Below are 14150 nucleotides of genomic sequence, written 5' to 3' on the forward strand. Positions count from 1 at the left end.
GACGGCCGGTCACGTCGCTGGCCAGAGTGTCAAAGTTCCACCCCAAGATTTGTACAGAAGCAGCGAATGACGTTCTGGGGGTAGGTCGGGATAGCCTTGTACCCGTGATCAGCGCGATAGTCCTCGGGGGCACTGGAGCCTCCGGCCTGCGCCCGGCGCACGACCGTGCCCGGGCCTTCGCTGATCCCCGCCCCCGGGACATCCGGCCGATCATGGCTCATTCCCTCCCGGTCGGCTCTCTCGACGGCATAGCGTCGATCCCGAACGGACACCCCGCCTCGCGGCGCTATGTCATTCCTTCCTTCACCTACGTCACGCAATGGCGCGCGACAGGAGCCAGAGGACATGCAGACCAAGCTGGACGAAGCAAAGGCCGAGCTGCTCGCACGGGCGGCCCGGGTAGCTGAGCACAGCCCGGCCGGGGGGCTACTTCCGACTGGGTCCGAGCGGGGAGAGCGTCCAGACCAGGACGCGGTGCTCTCCTACCTCCAGCGCTACTACCTGCACACGGCACCCGAGGACCTCGCGGACCGGGACCCGGTCGACGTGTTCGGAGCCGCGCTCTCGCACTACCGGCTCGCCGAGAACAGGCCGCAGGGCACCGCGAACGTGCGCGTGCACACCCCCACGGTGGAGGAGAACGGCTGGACCTCCAGCCACTCCGTCGTCGAGGTGGTCACCGACGACATGCCCTTCCTCGTCGACTCCGTGACGAACGAGCTGTCCCGCCAGGGCCGCGGCATCCACGTCGTGATCCACCCGCAGGTCGTCGTCCGCCGTGACATCACCGGCAAGCTGATCGAGATCCTCGGCCCCGACTGCGACGCCCACGGCCCCGCCACCGCACGTCCCCACGACTCCCTCGTCGAGTCCTGGATCCACGTCGAGATCGACCGCGAGACCGACAAGGCCGATCTCAAGCAGATCACCGCCGATCTCCAGCGCGTCCTGTCCGACGTGCGCGAGTCCGTCGAGGACTGGGAGAAGATGCGCGAGGCCGCGCTGCGCATCGCCGAGGGCCTGCCCGACGAGCCCACCGCCCCCGACCTGCGCGAGTACGAGCTCGAAGAGGCCCGTGAGCTGCTGCGCTGGCTCGCCGACGACCACTTCACCTTCCTCGGCTACCGCGAGTACAACCTCGTCGACGGGGACTCCCTGTCCGCCGTGCCCGGTACCGGCCTCGGCATCCTGCGCTCCGACCCGCACCACAGTGGCAAGGAGGACGGCCACCCGGTCTCGCCGTCCTTCAACCGGCTGCCCGCCGACGCCCGCGCCAAGGCCCGCGAGCACCGCCTGCTGGTGCTGACCAAGGCCAACAGCCGCTCCACCGTGCACCGCCCCTCGTACCTCGACTACGTGGGCGTCAAGAAGTTCGACGCCGACGGCAACGTCGTCGGCGAGCGCCGCTTCCTCGGCCTGTTCTCCTCCGCCGCGTACACCGAGTCCGTGCGCCGTGTCCCGGTCATCCGCCGCAAGGTCGCCGAGGTCCTCGCCGGCGCCGGCTTCTCGCCGAGCAGCCACGACGGCCGCGACCTCACGCAGATCCTCGAGACCTACCCGCGCGACGAGCTCTTCCAGACCCCGGTCGACCAACTCCAGGCCATCGTCACCTCCGTCCTGTACCTCCAGGAACGCCGCCGGCTGCGGCTCTACCTGCGCCAGGACGAGTACGGCCGCTACTACTCGGCGCTGGTCTACCTGCCCCGCGACCGGTTCACCACCGGTGTCCGGCTGCGCCTGATGGACATCCTCCGCGAGGAGCTCGGCGGCATCAGCGTCGACTTCACCGCGTGGAACACCGAGTCGATCCTCTCCCGCATCCACTTCGTGGTCCGCGTCCCGCAGGGCACCGAGCTGCCCGCGCTGACCGACTCCGACGTCGAGCGCATCGAGGGCCGGCTCGTCGAGGCCGCCCGCTCCTGGGCCGACGGCTTCCAGGAAGCGCTGATCGCCGAGTGCGGCGAAGAGCGCGCCGCCGAGCTGCTGCGCCGCTACGGCACCTCCTTCGCCGAGGGCTACAAGGCCGACCACTCGCCGCGCGCCGCGGTCGCCGACCTGGTCCACCTCGAGCGGCTCGCCGCCAGCGACCGCAAGTTCGCCCTCTCGCTCTACGAGCCCGTGGGTGCGGGCCCCGGCGAGCGCCGGTTCAAGATCTTCCGCACCGGCGAGCAGGTCTCGCTCTCCGCGGTCCTGCCGGTGCTCCAGCGCCTGGGCGTCGAGGTCACCGACGAGCGCCCCTACGAGCTGCGCCGCTCCGACCGGGTCAGCGCGTGGATCTACGACTTCGGCCTGCGCATGCCCGTCTCCGGCAACGGGGACCACTACCTCGGCGACGACGCCCGCGAGCGCTTCCAGGACGCCTTCGCCGCGGTCTGGCAGGGCGACGCCGAGAACGACAACTTCAACGCCCTGGTGCTGAGCGCCGGGCTGACCTGGCGGCAGGCCGTCGTCCTGCGTGCGTACGCCAAGTACCTGCGCCAGGCCGGCTCCACCTTCAGCCAGGACTACATGGAGGACACCCTCCGCAACAACGTCCACACCACCCGCCTGCTGGTCTCGCTGTTCGAGGCCCGGATGGCGCCCGTGCGCCAGACCGCCGGCAGCGAGCTCGTGGACGCCATGCTGGAGGAGCTCGACGGGGCCCTGGACCAGGTCGCCTCGCTCGACGAGGACCGCATCCTGCGGGCCTTCCTCACCCTCATCAAGGCCACGCTGCGCACGAACTTCTTCCAGCTCAACGGCGTGGGCGAGCCGCACGCGTACGTGTCGATGAAGTTCGACCCGCAGGCCATCCCGGACCTGCCGGCCCCGCGTCCGGCCTACGAGATCTGGGTGTACTCCCCGCGCGTCGAGGGCGTCCACCTGCGCTTCGGCAAGGTCGCCCGAGGCGGCCTGCGCTGGTCCGACCGCCGCGAGGACTTCCGTACGGAGATCCTCGGCCTGGTCAAGGCGCAGATGGTCAAGAACACCGTGATCGTGCCGGTCGGCGCCAAGGGCGGCTTCGTCGCGAAGAACCTCCCCGACCCGTCGGTGGACCGCGACGCCTGGCTCGCCGAGGGCATCGCCTCGTACAAGATCTTCATCTCGGCGCTGCTCGACATCACCGACAACATGGTCGCCGGCGAGGTCCTGCCCCCCAAGGGCGTGGTCCGCCACGACGAGGACGACACCTACCTCGTCGTCGCCGCCGACAAGGGCACCGCGACCTTCTCCGACATCGCCAACGGAGTGGCCGAGTCCTACGGGTTCTGGCTCGGCGACGCCTTCGCCTCGGGCGGCTCCGCCGGCTACGACCACAAGGGCATGGGCATCACCGCCCGCGGCGCGTGGGAGTCCGTCAAGCGGCACTTCCGCGAGCTCGGCCACGACACCCAGACCGAGGACTTCACCGTCGTCGGCGTCGGCGACATGTCCGGCGACGTGTTCGGCAACGGCATGCTGCTCTCCGAGCACATCCGCCTGGTCGCGGCCTTCGACCACCGGCACATCTTCATCGACCCGAACCCGGACGCGGCCACCTCGTACGCCGAGCGCCGGCGCCTGTTCGAGCTGCCGCGCTCCTCGTGGGCCGACTACGACACCTCGCTGATCTCGGCGGGCGGCGGCATCCACCCGCGTTCGGCGAAGGCCGTCCCGATCACCGCGCAGATCCGCGAGGCCCTCGGCATCGAGGCCGGCGTCACCAAGATGACCCCGGCCGACCTGATGAAGGCGATCCTGCAGTCCCCCGTGGACCTGCTGTGGAACGGCGGCATCGGCACGTACGTCAAGGCCACCGCCGAGACGCACGCGGACGTCGGCGACAAGGCCAACGACGCCATCCGCGTCAACGGCTCCGAGGTGCGGGCCAAGGTCATCGGCGAGGGCGGCAACCTGGGTCTGACCCAGCTCGGCCGGATCGAGTTCGCCCGCAGCGGCGCCGGCGGCGAGGGCGGCAAGGTCAACACCGACGCCATCGACAACAGCGCGGGCGTGGACACCTCCGACCACGAGGTGAACATCAAGATCCTGCTCAACGCGGTCGTCACGGACGGCGACATGACCGTCAAGCAGCGCAACAAGCTGCTCGCGCAGATGACCGACGAGGTCGGCCACCTGGTGCTGCGCAACAACTACGCGCAGAACGTCGCGCTCGCCAACGGCGCTGCGCAGGCCCCGAGCCTGCTCCACGCCCAGCAGCGCTACATGCGCCGGCTGGAGCGCGACGGGCGCCTCGACCGGGCGCTGGAGTTCCTGCCCACCGACCGGCAGATCCGCGAACTGCTCAGCGGCGGCAAGGGCCTGACCCAGCCGGAGCTGGCCGTGCTGTTCGCCTACACCAAGATCACGGTGGCGGACGAGCTCATTGCGACCGAGCTGCCGGACGACCCCTACCTGCGCCGTCTGCTCTTCGCGTACTTCCCGGCCGCGCTGGCCGAGAGGCTCACCGAGCAGATCGACGCGCACGCGCTGCGCCGGGAGATCATCACCACCATCCTGGTCAACGACACCGTCAACACCGGTGGTTCGACCTTCCTGCACCGTCTGCGCGAGGAGAGCGGGGCCTCCACGGAGGAGATCGTCCGGGCGCAGCTCGCGGCCCGCGAGATCTTCGGCCTGGCCGACGTGTGGGACGCGGTGGAGGCGCTCGACAACAAGGTCGCCGCCGATGTCCAGACCCGGGTGCGGCTGCACTCGCGGCGCCTGGTCGAGCGCGGTACGCGCTGGCTGCTGAACAACCGGCCGCAGCCGCTCCAGATCACCGAGACCATCGCCTTCTTCGCGGAGCGCGTGGCCCAGGTCTGGGCCGAGCTGCCGAAGCTGGTGCGCGGCGCCGACCTGGAGTGGTACCAGTCGATCGTGGACGAGCTCACGGGCGAGGGCGTTCCGGAGGAACTGGCCGCCAAGGTGGCCGGCTTCTCCTCCGCCTTCCCGGCGCTCGACATCGTGGCGATCGCCGACCGCACGGGTGCGGACCCGCTGGAGGTCGCCGAGGTGTACTACGACCTCGCCGACCGCCTGAACATCACCCAGCTGATGGACCGGATCATCGAGCTGCCGCGGTCCGACCGCTGGCAGTCGATGGCCCGCGCGTCCATCCGCGAGGACCTGTTCGCGGCGCACGCGGCCCTGACCGCCGATGTGCTGTCGGTGGGCAACGGCACGTCGACTCCCGAGGAGCGCTTCAAGGCGTGGGAGGAGAAGAACGCGGCGATCATCGGGCGGGCGCGGACGACTCTGGACGAGATCCAGGGGTCGGACGACTTCGACCTGGCGAATCTGTCGGTGGCGATGCGGACGATGCGGTCGCTGCTGCGCGTGCACAGCTGATCGGTGCCGGGGGCGCTGCCCCCGGACCCCCGCGCCTCAAACGCCGGCGAGGCTGGATCTTCCAGCCTCGCCGGCGTTTTGATGCGCGGGTCTGGGCGGAGCCCAGGAAAGGCCGGCCGGTCAGCGGCTTGTGGTGAAGGCTTCGTAGGCGTCGCAGACCTCCGCCGACGGGCCGTCCATGCGGAGCACGCCGGCCTCCAGCCAGATCGCGCGGTCGCAGGTCTCGCGGACCGTGTTGATGCCGTGGCTGACGAGGAAGACGGTGCCCGCGTGTGTGCGGAGTTCCTCGATGCGGGCCTGGCTGCGGCGCTGGAAGGCGGCGTCGCCCGTGGCCAGGGCCTCGTCGATCATCAGGACGTCGTGGTCCTTGGCGGCGGCGATGGAGAAGCGCAGCCGGGCGCCCATCCCGGAGGAGTACGTCCGCATGGGCAGGGAGATGAAGTCGCCCTTCTCGTTGATGCCGGAGAAGTCGACGATGCCCTGGTAGCGCTCGCGGATCTGCTGCTTGGACATGCCCATTGCGAGGCCGCCCAGGACGACGTTGCGTTCGCCGGTCAGGTCGTTCATCAGGGCGGCGTTCACGCCCAGCAGGGACGGCTGGCCGTGCGAGTAGATCCGGCCGTGGGCCGCGGGCTGGAGGCCGGCGATGGCGGCGAGCAGGGTGGACTTGCCCGAGCCGTTGGAGCCGATGAGGCCGATGGCCTCGCCCTTGTAGGCGGTGAAGGTGACGCCCTTGACGGCGTGCACCTCCCGCACGCCGGGGGAGGGGCGGCGGGAGAAGACCCGGCTGAGCGCCGCGGTGGCGCCGCCCTTGCGGGCGCCGGCGCCGTGGACCTTGTAGATGACGTGGACCCCGTCGGCGATGACGGTGGGCACCCGGGTCTCAGCCACGGCCGTACTCCTCTTCTGCCTTCCAGAACCAGATGAAGCCGCCGACGCCGGCGAGCAGGGCCCAGCCGATGGCGAGGAGCCAGGCGTGGGGCGGGAGCGAGTGCGCTCCGAAGCTGTCGATCAGTGCGAAGCGCATCAGGTCGATGTAGACGGCCGCGGGGTTGAGCTTGAGCAGCATCAGCATCCAGTGCGGCAGGTGGTCCGACTTGAGCATCTGGTCGATGGACCACATGACGCCCGAGGAGTACATCCAGGTGCGCAGGACGAAGGGCATCAGCTGGCTGACGTCCGGGCTCTTGCTGCCGATGCGGGCCATGACCATCGCGCAGCCGGTGGCGAAGACGGCCATCAGCAGCAGCGCCGGTGCGGCCAGGAACCAGGACCAGGCGGGCCGCTGGCCGAATGCCAGCAGCAGGACGACCAGGGCGCCCATGGTGACGAGCAGCTGCTGGAAGAGCTGGACGACGGTGGAGATGGGCAGGCTGGCGCGTGGGAAGTGCAGGGCGCGGACCAGGCCGCGGTTGCTGTGGACGGCGCGCGTGCCGGCGTTGATGGAGCTGCCGATGAAGTCCCAGACGAAGATGCCGGTGATCAGGAAGGGGACGTAGTCCGGCACGTTCTGGCTGGCCCTCATCACGATGCCGAAGATGAAGTAGTAGACGGCCGCGTTCAGCAGCGGGGTCATCAGGTGCCAGAGCTGGCCGAGCTTGGCCGAGCTGTAGGTGGCCTGCATACGGGCGGTCGCGTACGCGGTCACGAAGTGGCGGCGGTCCCAGAGCTCCGCGATGTAGCGGGGGAGCGTGGGGCGGGCGCCGCTGACGGTGAGGCCGTGGGCGGCGGCGAGTTGCGCAAGTTCCGCGGAGGGCGCGCAGGGCGCCGGCGCGGTCTTGGGTGCGGTCGCGGTGGTCACAGGGTTCGCTTTCGACGGGGTCAGTACGTCGCTGCCGAGGTCGGGACGGGTCCGTATCGTCGCTACGGCGAGGTTAGGGCGTGGTGCGTCGGAACGCAACCGTATCGTCGTGACGGAACGCGGCTATGCTCTGTGCATGACCACGGACCCCGCCGCCGCCCCCGCCCGTAGAGCCCCCGCCGGGGCCGCCGTCCTGCGCGAGGACGTGACGGAGGCGATCCGCGACGCGGTGGTGGAGGAACTGGCCGCGGTCGGCTTCGCGCGGATGTCCATCGAGGGCATCGCCCGGCGGGCCGGGGTCGGCAAGACCGCGGTCTACCGGCGGTGGAAGTCGAAGCTGCACCTGGTGCTGGACCTGGTGGGGGCCTTCGCCGTGGACGGCCTGCCGGTGCCGGCGACGGGCTCGCTGTACGGGGACGTACGCGCCCTGCTGGAGGTCATGTCACACGTGCTGCGGCACCCGGTGGCGTCCGCGGTCATCCCCGACCTGCTGGTCGAGGCGGCGCGGAACCCGGAGATCGCCGAAGCGGTGCGCGGCGCACTGCTCGACGGGCAGCGCCGCATGGCGGAGGGCATCGTCTCCGGAGCCGTCGAGCGCGGCGAACTGGCCGAGGGCGCCGACCCCGGGCGGGCGCTCGACCTGGCGATCGGGCCGCTCTACTGGCGGCAGGTGGTCGTCCGGGACGAGGTCGGCGCCGGGTACCTCGACGAACTGGCCCGCTCGGTCGTGGCGGGGCTGCGCGCCGTCTGACCCCGCCGACAGGGACGGCCTACGGCCAGACGGGGGCCGGGGCCGGCACGGGCGCCGCCGGGGCCGCTGCCGCCGAGGCCGCCATCGCCGAGGCAGCGGGCGTCGGACGGCGGTCCTCCAGCGGCATGACCGCCGGGATCGGGGCCGTCTGCCCCAGGAAGACCCGGCGCACCACCCGCTCCGCCGCGTGGCCGTCGTCGAACTGGCAGAAGCGCGCCCGGAAGGCCGCCCGCAGCTGCGCGGAGCGCGAGCCCTGCCAGTGACCGGTGGTGAAGATGTCCACCAGCTCGTCCTGGGTCCGGGCGATCGCCCCCGGCGGGCACGACCGCAGGTCGAAGTACGTGCCCCGGGCCGCCTCGTACGCCTCCCAGTCGTCCGCGTGGATCACGATCGGCCGGTCCAGCGCCGCATAGTCGAACATCAGCGACGAGTAGTCCGTCACCAGCGCGTCCGAGGCCAGCGCGAGCTCCTCCACCGAAGGGTGGGAGGAGACGTCGATCAGGCGCGGGTGCGTGTCCGGTGGCAGCGGGAGGTCCGCGTACGTGAGATGGGTGCGGGCGAGGATCGTGAAGCGCGGGCCCAGGTCCCGCAGGACCCGCTCGAAGTCCAGGTGCTCCGGCCGGCTGCGCCGGTAGTCGCGGTGCGTGGGCGCGTACAGGACGGCCGTGGAGCCCGCCGGGATGCCCAGGCGTTCGCGCAGCTCCAGCACCTCGGCCGGGCCCGCCCGGTGGAAGACGTCGTTGCGCGGGTAGCCGTACTCCAGCGTCGTGTAGGAGGACGGGACGGCCTTCTCCCAGACCAGGGTGGAGTGCCGGTTCGAGGAGAGCAGGTAGTCCCACTGGTCGGCGCCGCGCAGCAGGCCCGCGAAATCCGGCGTCGGGGTGGCCGCCGGGCGGTCCAGGAGGTCGAGGCCGACGCGCTTGAGCGGGGTCCCGTGCTGGGTCTGGACGAGGATCTGGCCCGGCCGCTTGACCAGGGCGCGGTCGAAGTTGACGTTCGTGACCAGGTAGCCGGCCCGGGCCAGGGCGGTCCAGTACGCCGCCGAGCCCGGGCGCAGTGCCACCGTCTCGCGGGGCAGGGTCGAGGCGTGCGCCGGGTCGCAGATCCACGCCGTGCGCATCCGCGGCGCCAGCTCCCGCAGCTTGGCCTCGATCGCCGCCGGATTGCAGGCGTAGCCGCCGTGCCAGTACGCGGAGAAGACCGCGAGCTCCGGGCGCAGCGGCAGCAGCCGCTGGATCCGGTAGTGCAGCCGCAGCGCGGACTCCCGCAGGCCCCGCCCGAGGGCCGAGGCCGTGCGGCCCAGCGCCAGCCCCGCCGAGCGCAGCGCCGACAGCAGCCGGTACGTGCGCCGGGTGCCCAGCCGCATCAGGGTGTGCCGGACCCGGTCGGTCCGCGACAGGGACAGCGGCAGCGCGCCGCTGCCGCCCTGCGGGGCGTAGCGGCGCAGCAGGGCGCAGGCGCGGCCGAAGAACTCGGCCCGGGCGGCGCGCGGGAGGCGGCGCGGGTCGGCGTACAGGGCGCAGAAGTGCTCGGCCATCCGGCGGTGCAGGGCGGGCCGCCAGCGCTCCAGCTCGGGGCGGCCGGCGAGGTGTCCGAAGACGCGGTCGTACTGGTCGAAGATGTCGAGGTGGCGGCGGCTGGTGGTGGTCAGGATCGAGCCGGTGCGCCGCTGCCGGTAGTGGACGCAGACCCGGTCCAGGACGGCGATGGACTCCGCGGCCAGCAGCGCCGGGTAGGTCCAGGGGGTGTCCTCGTAGAGGCCGGGCGGGAAGGAGAGGCCCTCGCGCTCGACGAACTCGCGGCGGTACGTCTTGTTCCACACCACCATCAGCATGCCGAGGAGGGCCGGGCGGTCGGCGAGGCGGAAGCTGGCCGGGCCCTCTTCGGACAGCCGGTGCGAGAGGCGGTTGCGCACCAGTTCGCCCGACCAGAAGGTGCGTGCGTAGTCGTGGATCAGGATGTCGGGGGAGCCGGTGGCCTTCAGCCGGTCGGTGATGGCCTGCAGGGCGCCGGGGGCGAGGGTGTCGTCGCCGTCGAGGAAGACCAGGTAGTCGCCGGTCGCCCGGGCCAGCCCCGCGTTGCGGGCCGGTCCCAGCCCCAGGTTGTGCGCCAGGTGCACCGCCGTCACCCGGGGGTCGCGGGCCGCGCACTCGTCGATGATCGAGCCGCAGGCGTCCGGGGAGGCGTCGTCGACCGCGATCAGCTCCAGATCCGGGTACGACTGCGTCAGGACCGAGTCCAGACTCTCCTGGAGGTAGGCCTGGACCTTGTACGCGGGCACGATGACGCTGAACCGGGGCACGGCACATCCAGGGGTCGGCGCGGGCATATTGCCCAGGAACCCCCGGCGTGGCGATCGGGTTACGCGGTGTGTGGCATTCGGGTTACGCAGCGTCAACAGGCCACGTCACCGGTGGTGCGGAGGACCGGTTACTTGATCGCCCCGGCCATCACCCCCGAGACGAACTGCCGCTGGAACGCGAAGAAGACGACGAGCGGGATCACCATCGACAGGAACGCGCCGGGCGCGAGCACGTCGATGTTGTTCCCGAACTGCCGTACCTGCTGCTGGAGGGCGACCGTGACGGGCGGGCTGGCGGAGTCCGCGAAGACCAGCGCCACCAGCATGTCGTTCCACACCCACAGGAACTGGAAGATGCCGAGCGAGGCGATCGCCGGGCCGCCGAGCGGCAGCACCACCCGTGCGAACAGGCGCAGTTCACCCGCCCCGTCGAGGCGGGCGGCCTCCAGCAGCTCGCGCGGGATCTCCGCGAAGAAGTTCCGCAGCAGGAACACGGCGAAGGGCAGTCCGAAGGCGGTGTGGAAGAGGACCACGCCCGCCGTGGTCTCGAACAGCCCGATGGAGCCGAAGAGTTCGGACACCGGGATCAGGGCCACCTGCACGGGGACCACCAGCAGCCCGACGACGAGGAGGAAGAGCCAGTCCCGGCCGGGGAACTCCAGCCAGGCGAAGGCGTATCCGGCGAACGCGCCGAGGACCAGGACCAGCAGGGTGGCCGGGACGGCGATCGCAAAGGTGTTCAGGAGGGAGCCGGTGATCGTGTCGTTGGCCAGCAGCCGCTCGTAGTTGTCGGCCGTCAGCCGCGAGGGCGCGGTCAGCACCTGCCACCAGCCGCCCTTGTTGAGGTCGGTGGGGGACAGGAAGGAGGAGAGCAGCAGCCCGAGCGTGGGCAGCAGCCAGAACAGCGCCGCGAGGACCAGGAAGACGCGCAGCGCGCCTGCGGCCAGCCGGCCCGCGGCCCGCTCGGCGAAGGGGGCCCGGGCTCCCGCCGGGCCGGACGCCCCCGCCCGGCCGGCTGCCCCCGCCGGGCCGGACGCCGCGCGGTCCGCGCGCCCGGGGCCGTCCGCCGAGGTCCTCCCCGCCGGGTCCGGCGTCACGTCGGAACGGCTCATCGGGACCCCTCCTTGCGCAGCCGGCGGATATTCACGAGCATCACCGGGATCACCAGCACCAGCAGCAGGACCGCGATCGCGCTGCCCAGCCCCGGATGGGCGTCCGTGCCGAAGGAGGTCCGGTAGAGCTGGAGCGCCAGCACGTTCCCGTCGTCCTGGACGGCGCCCGGTGCGATCACGAAGACCAGGTCGAAGATCTTCATGACGTTGATGACGAGGGTGACGAGCACGACCGCCAGGACGGGCGCCAGCAGCGGGACGGTGATCCGGCGGAACACCTGCCACTCGTTCGCCCCGTCCACGCGCGCCGCCTCCAGCAGTTCCCGCGGTACGGCGGCCAGCCCCGCCCCGATCAGCACCATCGCGAAACCGGCCCACATCCATACGTACGCCCCGATGACCGCCGGGGTGACGAGCGACGGGCCGAGCCACTGCACCCCGGAGTACGCCTCCCGGAAGTTGGCCGCGGGCAGCCGCAGCTGGGCCCCGTCGGCCTTCGCGGACAGCGCGAAGGTGCCGTCGGGGCGGGCGGTCGTCGTATCGACCACCTTGCCGTCCTTGACCGCCTCGATCCGCATCCCGGCGAAGCCCTGCTCGGTCGGGTCGACCACGTTGGTCGCCCCGCCCCCGCCCCGGGTGAAGTCCTGCCAGACGGTGCCGGTGATCTTCCCCGGTTCGGCCCCGGCGGTGCCCGCGGTACGGGTCCCGTCCGGCAGGGCCTCGGGGGCCACGCCGACCAGCGGGAGCAGCACCGGGGTGCCCGCGCGGACCGGGTCGCGGGTGGTGAAGGCGCCGCCGCCGGCGTCCGTGAGCGGCGAGTCCCGGCCCGGGCGGGCCTTGGGGAAGGCCGAGGACTCCGCGAAGGTGTCGTGGACCCCGACCCAGACGGCGTTGGCCACCCCGCGGTCGGGATCGTGGTCGTAGACGAGCCGGAAGATGATGCCCGCCGCCAGCATCGAGATCGCCATCGGCATGAACACCAGCAGCTTGAACGCCGTTCCCCAGCGCACCCGTTCGGTGAGCACCGCGAAGATCAGGCCGAGGGCGGTGGCCGTCGTCGGGGCGAGCACCACCCAGAGCGCGGTGTTCTTCAGGGCGGTGCGGATCGTGTCGTCGCTGAGGATCTCCCGGTAGTTGTCGCCGCCGACGAAGGTGGCGCCCGAGCGGTCGAAGAAGCTGCGATAGAGGGAGTAGCCGATCGGGTGCACGACGAGCGCGCCGAGCAGCACGAGGGCCGGGAGGAGGAACGCGGCCGCGATCAGCCGGCGGCGGCGCGCCTCGGCCGAGACGCCCTTCGCGGGCACGCGCCGGTGGGGGGCGTGCCCGGCGGTGGCGCGACCGGCGGTGGCGCGACCCGCGGGGACGGGCTCGGCGGGGACGGGCTTCGCGGGGGCACCCTCCCCGGGGGTGCCCGGTGCGGCAGGGGCCGGCACGGGATCAGTTCCCGTAGGCCTTGGCCGCGTCCGCCTCCAGTTTCGCCTGGGTGCCCGCCACGTCCGACGGGTTCGCCAGGAAGTCCTGGAGCGCCTTCCACTCACCCGCGCCCGGGGTGCCTCCGAAGGCCGCCGGGGCCTGGTCCGACATGTCGAAGCGGAAGTCGTCGCCCGCGGCGATCAGCGCCTTGGCGATGTCCCGCTGGATGGTGTTCGGATAGGCGTCCGGGTTCACCGCCTTGTTCGGGGAGACGAAACCGCCCTCCCGCGCCTGGATCTCCGCCGCGTCCGCCGAGGCCAGGAAGGTGAGCAGGGCCTGCGCCCCCTTCGACGGCTTCAGCGCGACCGCCACGTCGCCGCCCGAGACCACCGGCGCCTTCCCGCCGACCGCCGGGAAGGGGAACACGAGGGCGTCCTCGCCCACCTTCGCCTCGGTCTGCGCGATGTTCACCGCCACGAAGTCGCCCTCGAAGACCATGGCCGCCGCGGGCCGGTCACCGCCGGTGAAGGTCTGCGTCACCGACTTCGGGAACTCGGTGGCCAGCGCCCCGCTCGGCCCGCCCGCCAGGAAGTCCTTGCGGCCGAACAGCTCGCCGAGCGTGGTCAGCGCCTGCTTGACGCTGTCGTCGGTCCACTTGATCTCGTGCTTGGCCAGCTGGTCGTACTTCTCCGGCCCCGCCTGGGAGAGGTAGATGTTCTCGAACCAGTCGGTGAGGGTCCAGCCGTCCGCACCCGCCACCGAGACGGCCGGGGTGCCGGAGGCGGACAGCGTGTCGGCCGCGGTGATCAGTTCCTTCCAGGTCTTCGGGGGCTTGACGCCCGCCGCCTCGAAGGCCTTCGCGTTGTACCAGATCAGCGACTTGTTGGCGGCCTTGTAGTAGACGCCGTACTGGGTGCCGTCGACCGCGCCGAGCTTCTTCCAGCCCGCCGAGTAGTTCGCGTCGAGCTGCGCTGCGGCCTCCGGGCCCACCGGCTGCGCCCACTTGTTCTGCACGGCCGAGACCAGCGCACCGACCTGGGGCAGCAGCGCCACGTCCGGCGGCGCCCCGCCCGCGATCTTCGTACCGAGGAAGGTGACGATCGGGTCCTGGGCCGGCACGAAGGTGACGGAGGCTCCCGTCCGCTTCTCGAACTCCTTCAGGACCTTGGTGAAGTTCTCCTGCTCCGGGCCCGTCCAGACCGCGGCGACCTCCAGCTTCTCGCCGGGCAGTTTCGGTAATTCCACCCGGGGCGCGGCCGCCGAGCTGCCCTCGGGCCCCTGCGGCTCCTTCTTCCCGCCGTCCCCGCACGCGGTGAGGGCGAGCGCGCCCGCCGCGGCGAGCGCCGTCCAGGTGAGTGTCGTACGGCTCGTTCCCTGCCTGCGCATGGCTCTGCCCCCGATGCCCGTGGTGTGTCCCGGACCACAAGGTCTACGCCGAGCCGTGCCACCCCGCAATACCGC

General features: G+C 71.6%; 8 protein-coding genes. 2 read left to right on the plus strand and 6 right to left on the minus strand.

All coding sequences use genetic code 11. The features are described from left to right. Window positions 1–345 precede the first annotated feature (345 nt). Window positions 346–5310, plus strand: a complete 4965-nt coding sequence (locus B6R96_RS21905) for an NAD-glutamate dehydrogenase (RefSeq protein WP_030388638.1) — start codon at window positions 346–348, stop codon at window positions 5308–5310. 120 nt (window positions 5311–5430) lie between these two features. On the opposite strand, the gene B6R96_RS21910 is transcribed toward B6R96_RS21905, so the two are convergent. Then, complete coding sequence (locus B6R96_RS21910; RefSeq protein WP_081523356.1) at window positions 5431–6201, minus strand: ABC transporter ATP-binding protein; 771 nt, start codon at window positions 6199–6201, stop codon at window positions 5431–5433. Then, on the minus strand, window positions 6194–7111 hold the full coding sequence (locus tag B6R96_RS21915) for an ABC transporter permease (RefSeq protein ID WP_030388640.1): 918 nt from the start codon (window positions 7109–7111) through the stop codon (window positions 6194–6196). Before B6R96_RS21915 ends, B6R96_RS21910 begins: the two co-directional genes overlap by 8 nt. Before the next feature lie 136 nt (window positions 7112–7247). Here B6R96_RS21915 and B6R96_RS21920 point away from each other — a divergent pair, with 136 nt between their 5' ends. Further along, window positions 7248–7862, plus strand: a complete 615-nt coding sequence (locus B6R96_RS21920) for a TetR/AcrR family transcriptional regulator (RefSeq protein ID WP_081523358.1) — start codon at window positions 7248–7250, stop codon at window positions 7860–7862. Between the two features lie 19 nt (window positions 7863–7881). Here the strand turns inward: B6R96_RS21920 and B6R96_RS21925 are convergent, their stop codons facing one another. From B6R96_RS21925 to B6R96_RS21940, 4 genes are all read right to left on the minus strand, one after another. Further along, a complete protein-coding gene (locus B6R96_RS21925) occupies window positions 7882–10164 on the minus strand; it encodes a bifunctional glycosyltransferase/CDP-glycerol:glycerophosphate glycerophosphotransferase (protein ID WP_081523359.1) in 2283 nt (760 codons plus the stop codon). Between the two features lie 128 nt (window positions 10165–10292). Next, on the minus strand, window positions 10293–11276 hold the full coding sequence (locus tag B6R96_RS21930) for a carbohydrate ABC transporter permease (protein WP_237291484.1): 984 nt from the start codon (window positions 11274–11276) through the stop codon (window positions 10293–10295). Further along, window positions 11273–12580 carry a carbohydrate ABC transporter permease gene (locus B6R96_RS21935; RefSeq protein WP_107475732.1) on the minus strand — a complete coding sequence of 436 codons (1308 nt, stop codon included), beginning with the start codon at window positions 12578–12580 and terminating at the stop codon, window positions 11273–11275. The genes B6R96_RS21930 and B6R96_RS21935 overlap by 4 nt, the downstream gene beginning before the upstream one ends. A gap of 133 nt (window positions 12581–12713) precedes the next feature. After that, window positions 12714–14075 carry an ABC transporter substrate-binding protein gene (locus B6R96_RS21940; protein WP_053172554.1) on the minus strand — a complete coding sequence of 454 codons (1362 nt, stop codon included), beginning with the start codon at window positions 14073–14075 and terminating at the stop codon, window positions 12714–12716. Window positions 14076–14150 lie beyond the last annotated feature (75 nt).

The sequence above is a fragment of the Streptomyces sp. Sge12 genome (assembly GCF_002080455.1).
Taxonomy (GTDB): Bacteria; Actinomycetota; Actinomycetes; order Streptomycetales; family Streptomycetaceae; genus Streptomyces.

Coding starts and splice junctions, on each gene's coding strand:
- B6R96_RS21940 (WP_053172554.1), bottom strand. CDS start 14,075: ATGCGCAGGCAGGGAACGAGCCGTACGACACTCACCTGGACGGCGCTC.
- B6R96_RS21905 (WP_030388638.1), top strand. CDS start 346: ATGCAGACCAAGCTGGACGAAGCAAAGGCCGAGCTGCTCGCACGGGCG.
- B6R96_RS21920 (WP_081523358.1), top strand. CDS start 7,248: ATGACCACGGACCCCGCCGCCGCCCCCGCCCGTAGAGCCCCCGCCGGG.
- B6R96_RS21930 (WP_237291484.1), bottom strand. CDS start 11,276: ATGAGCCGTTCCGACGTGACGCCGGACCCGGCGGGGAGGACCTCGGCG.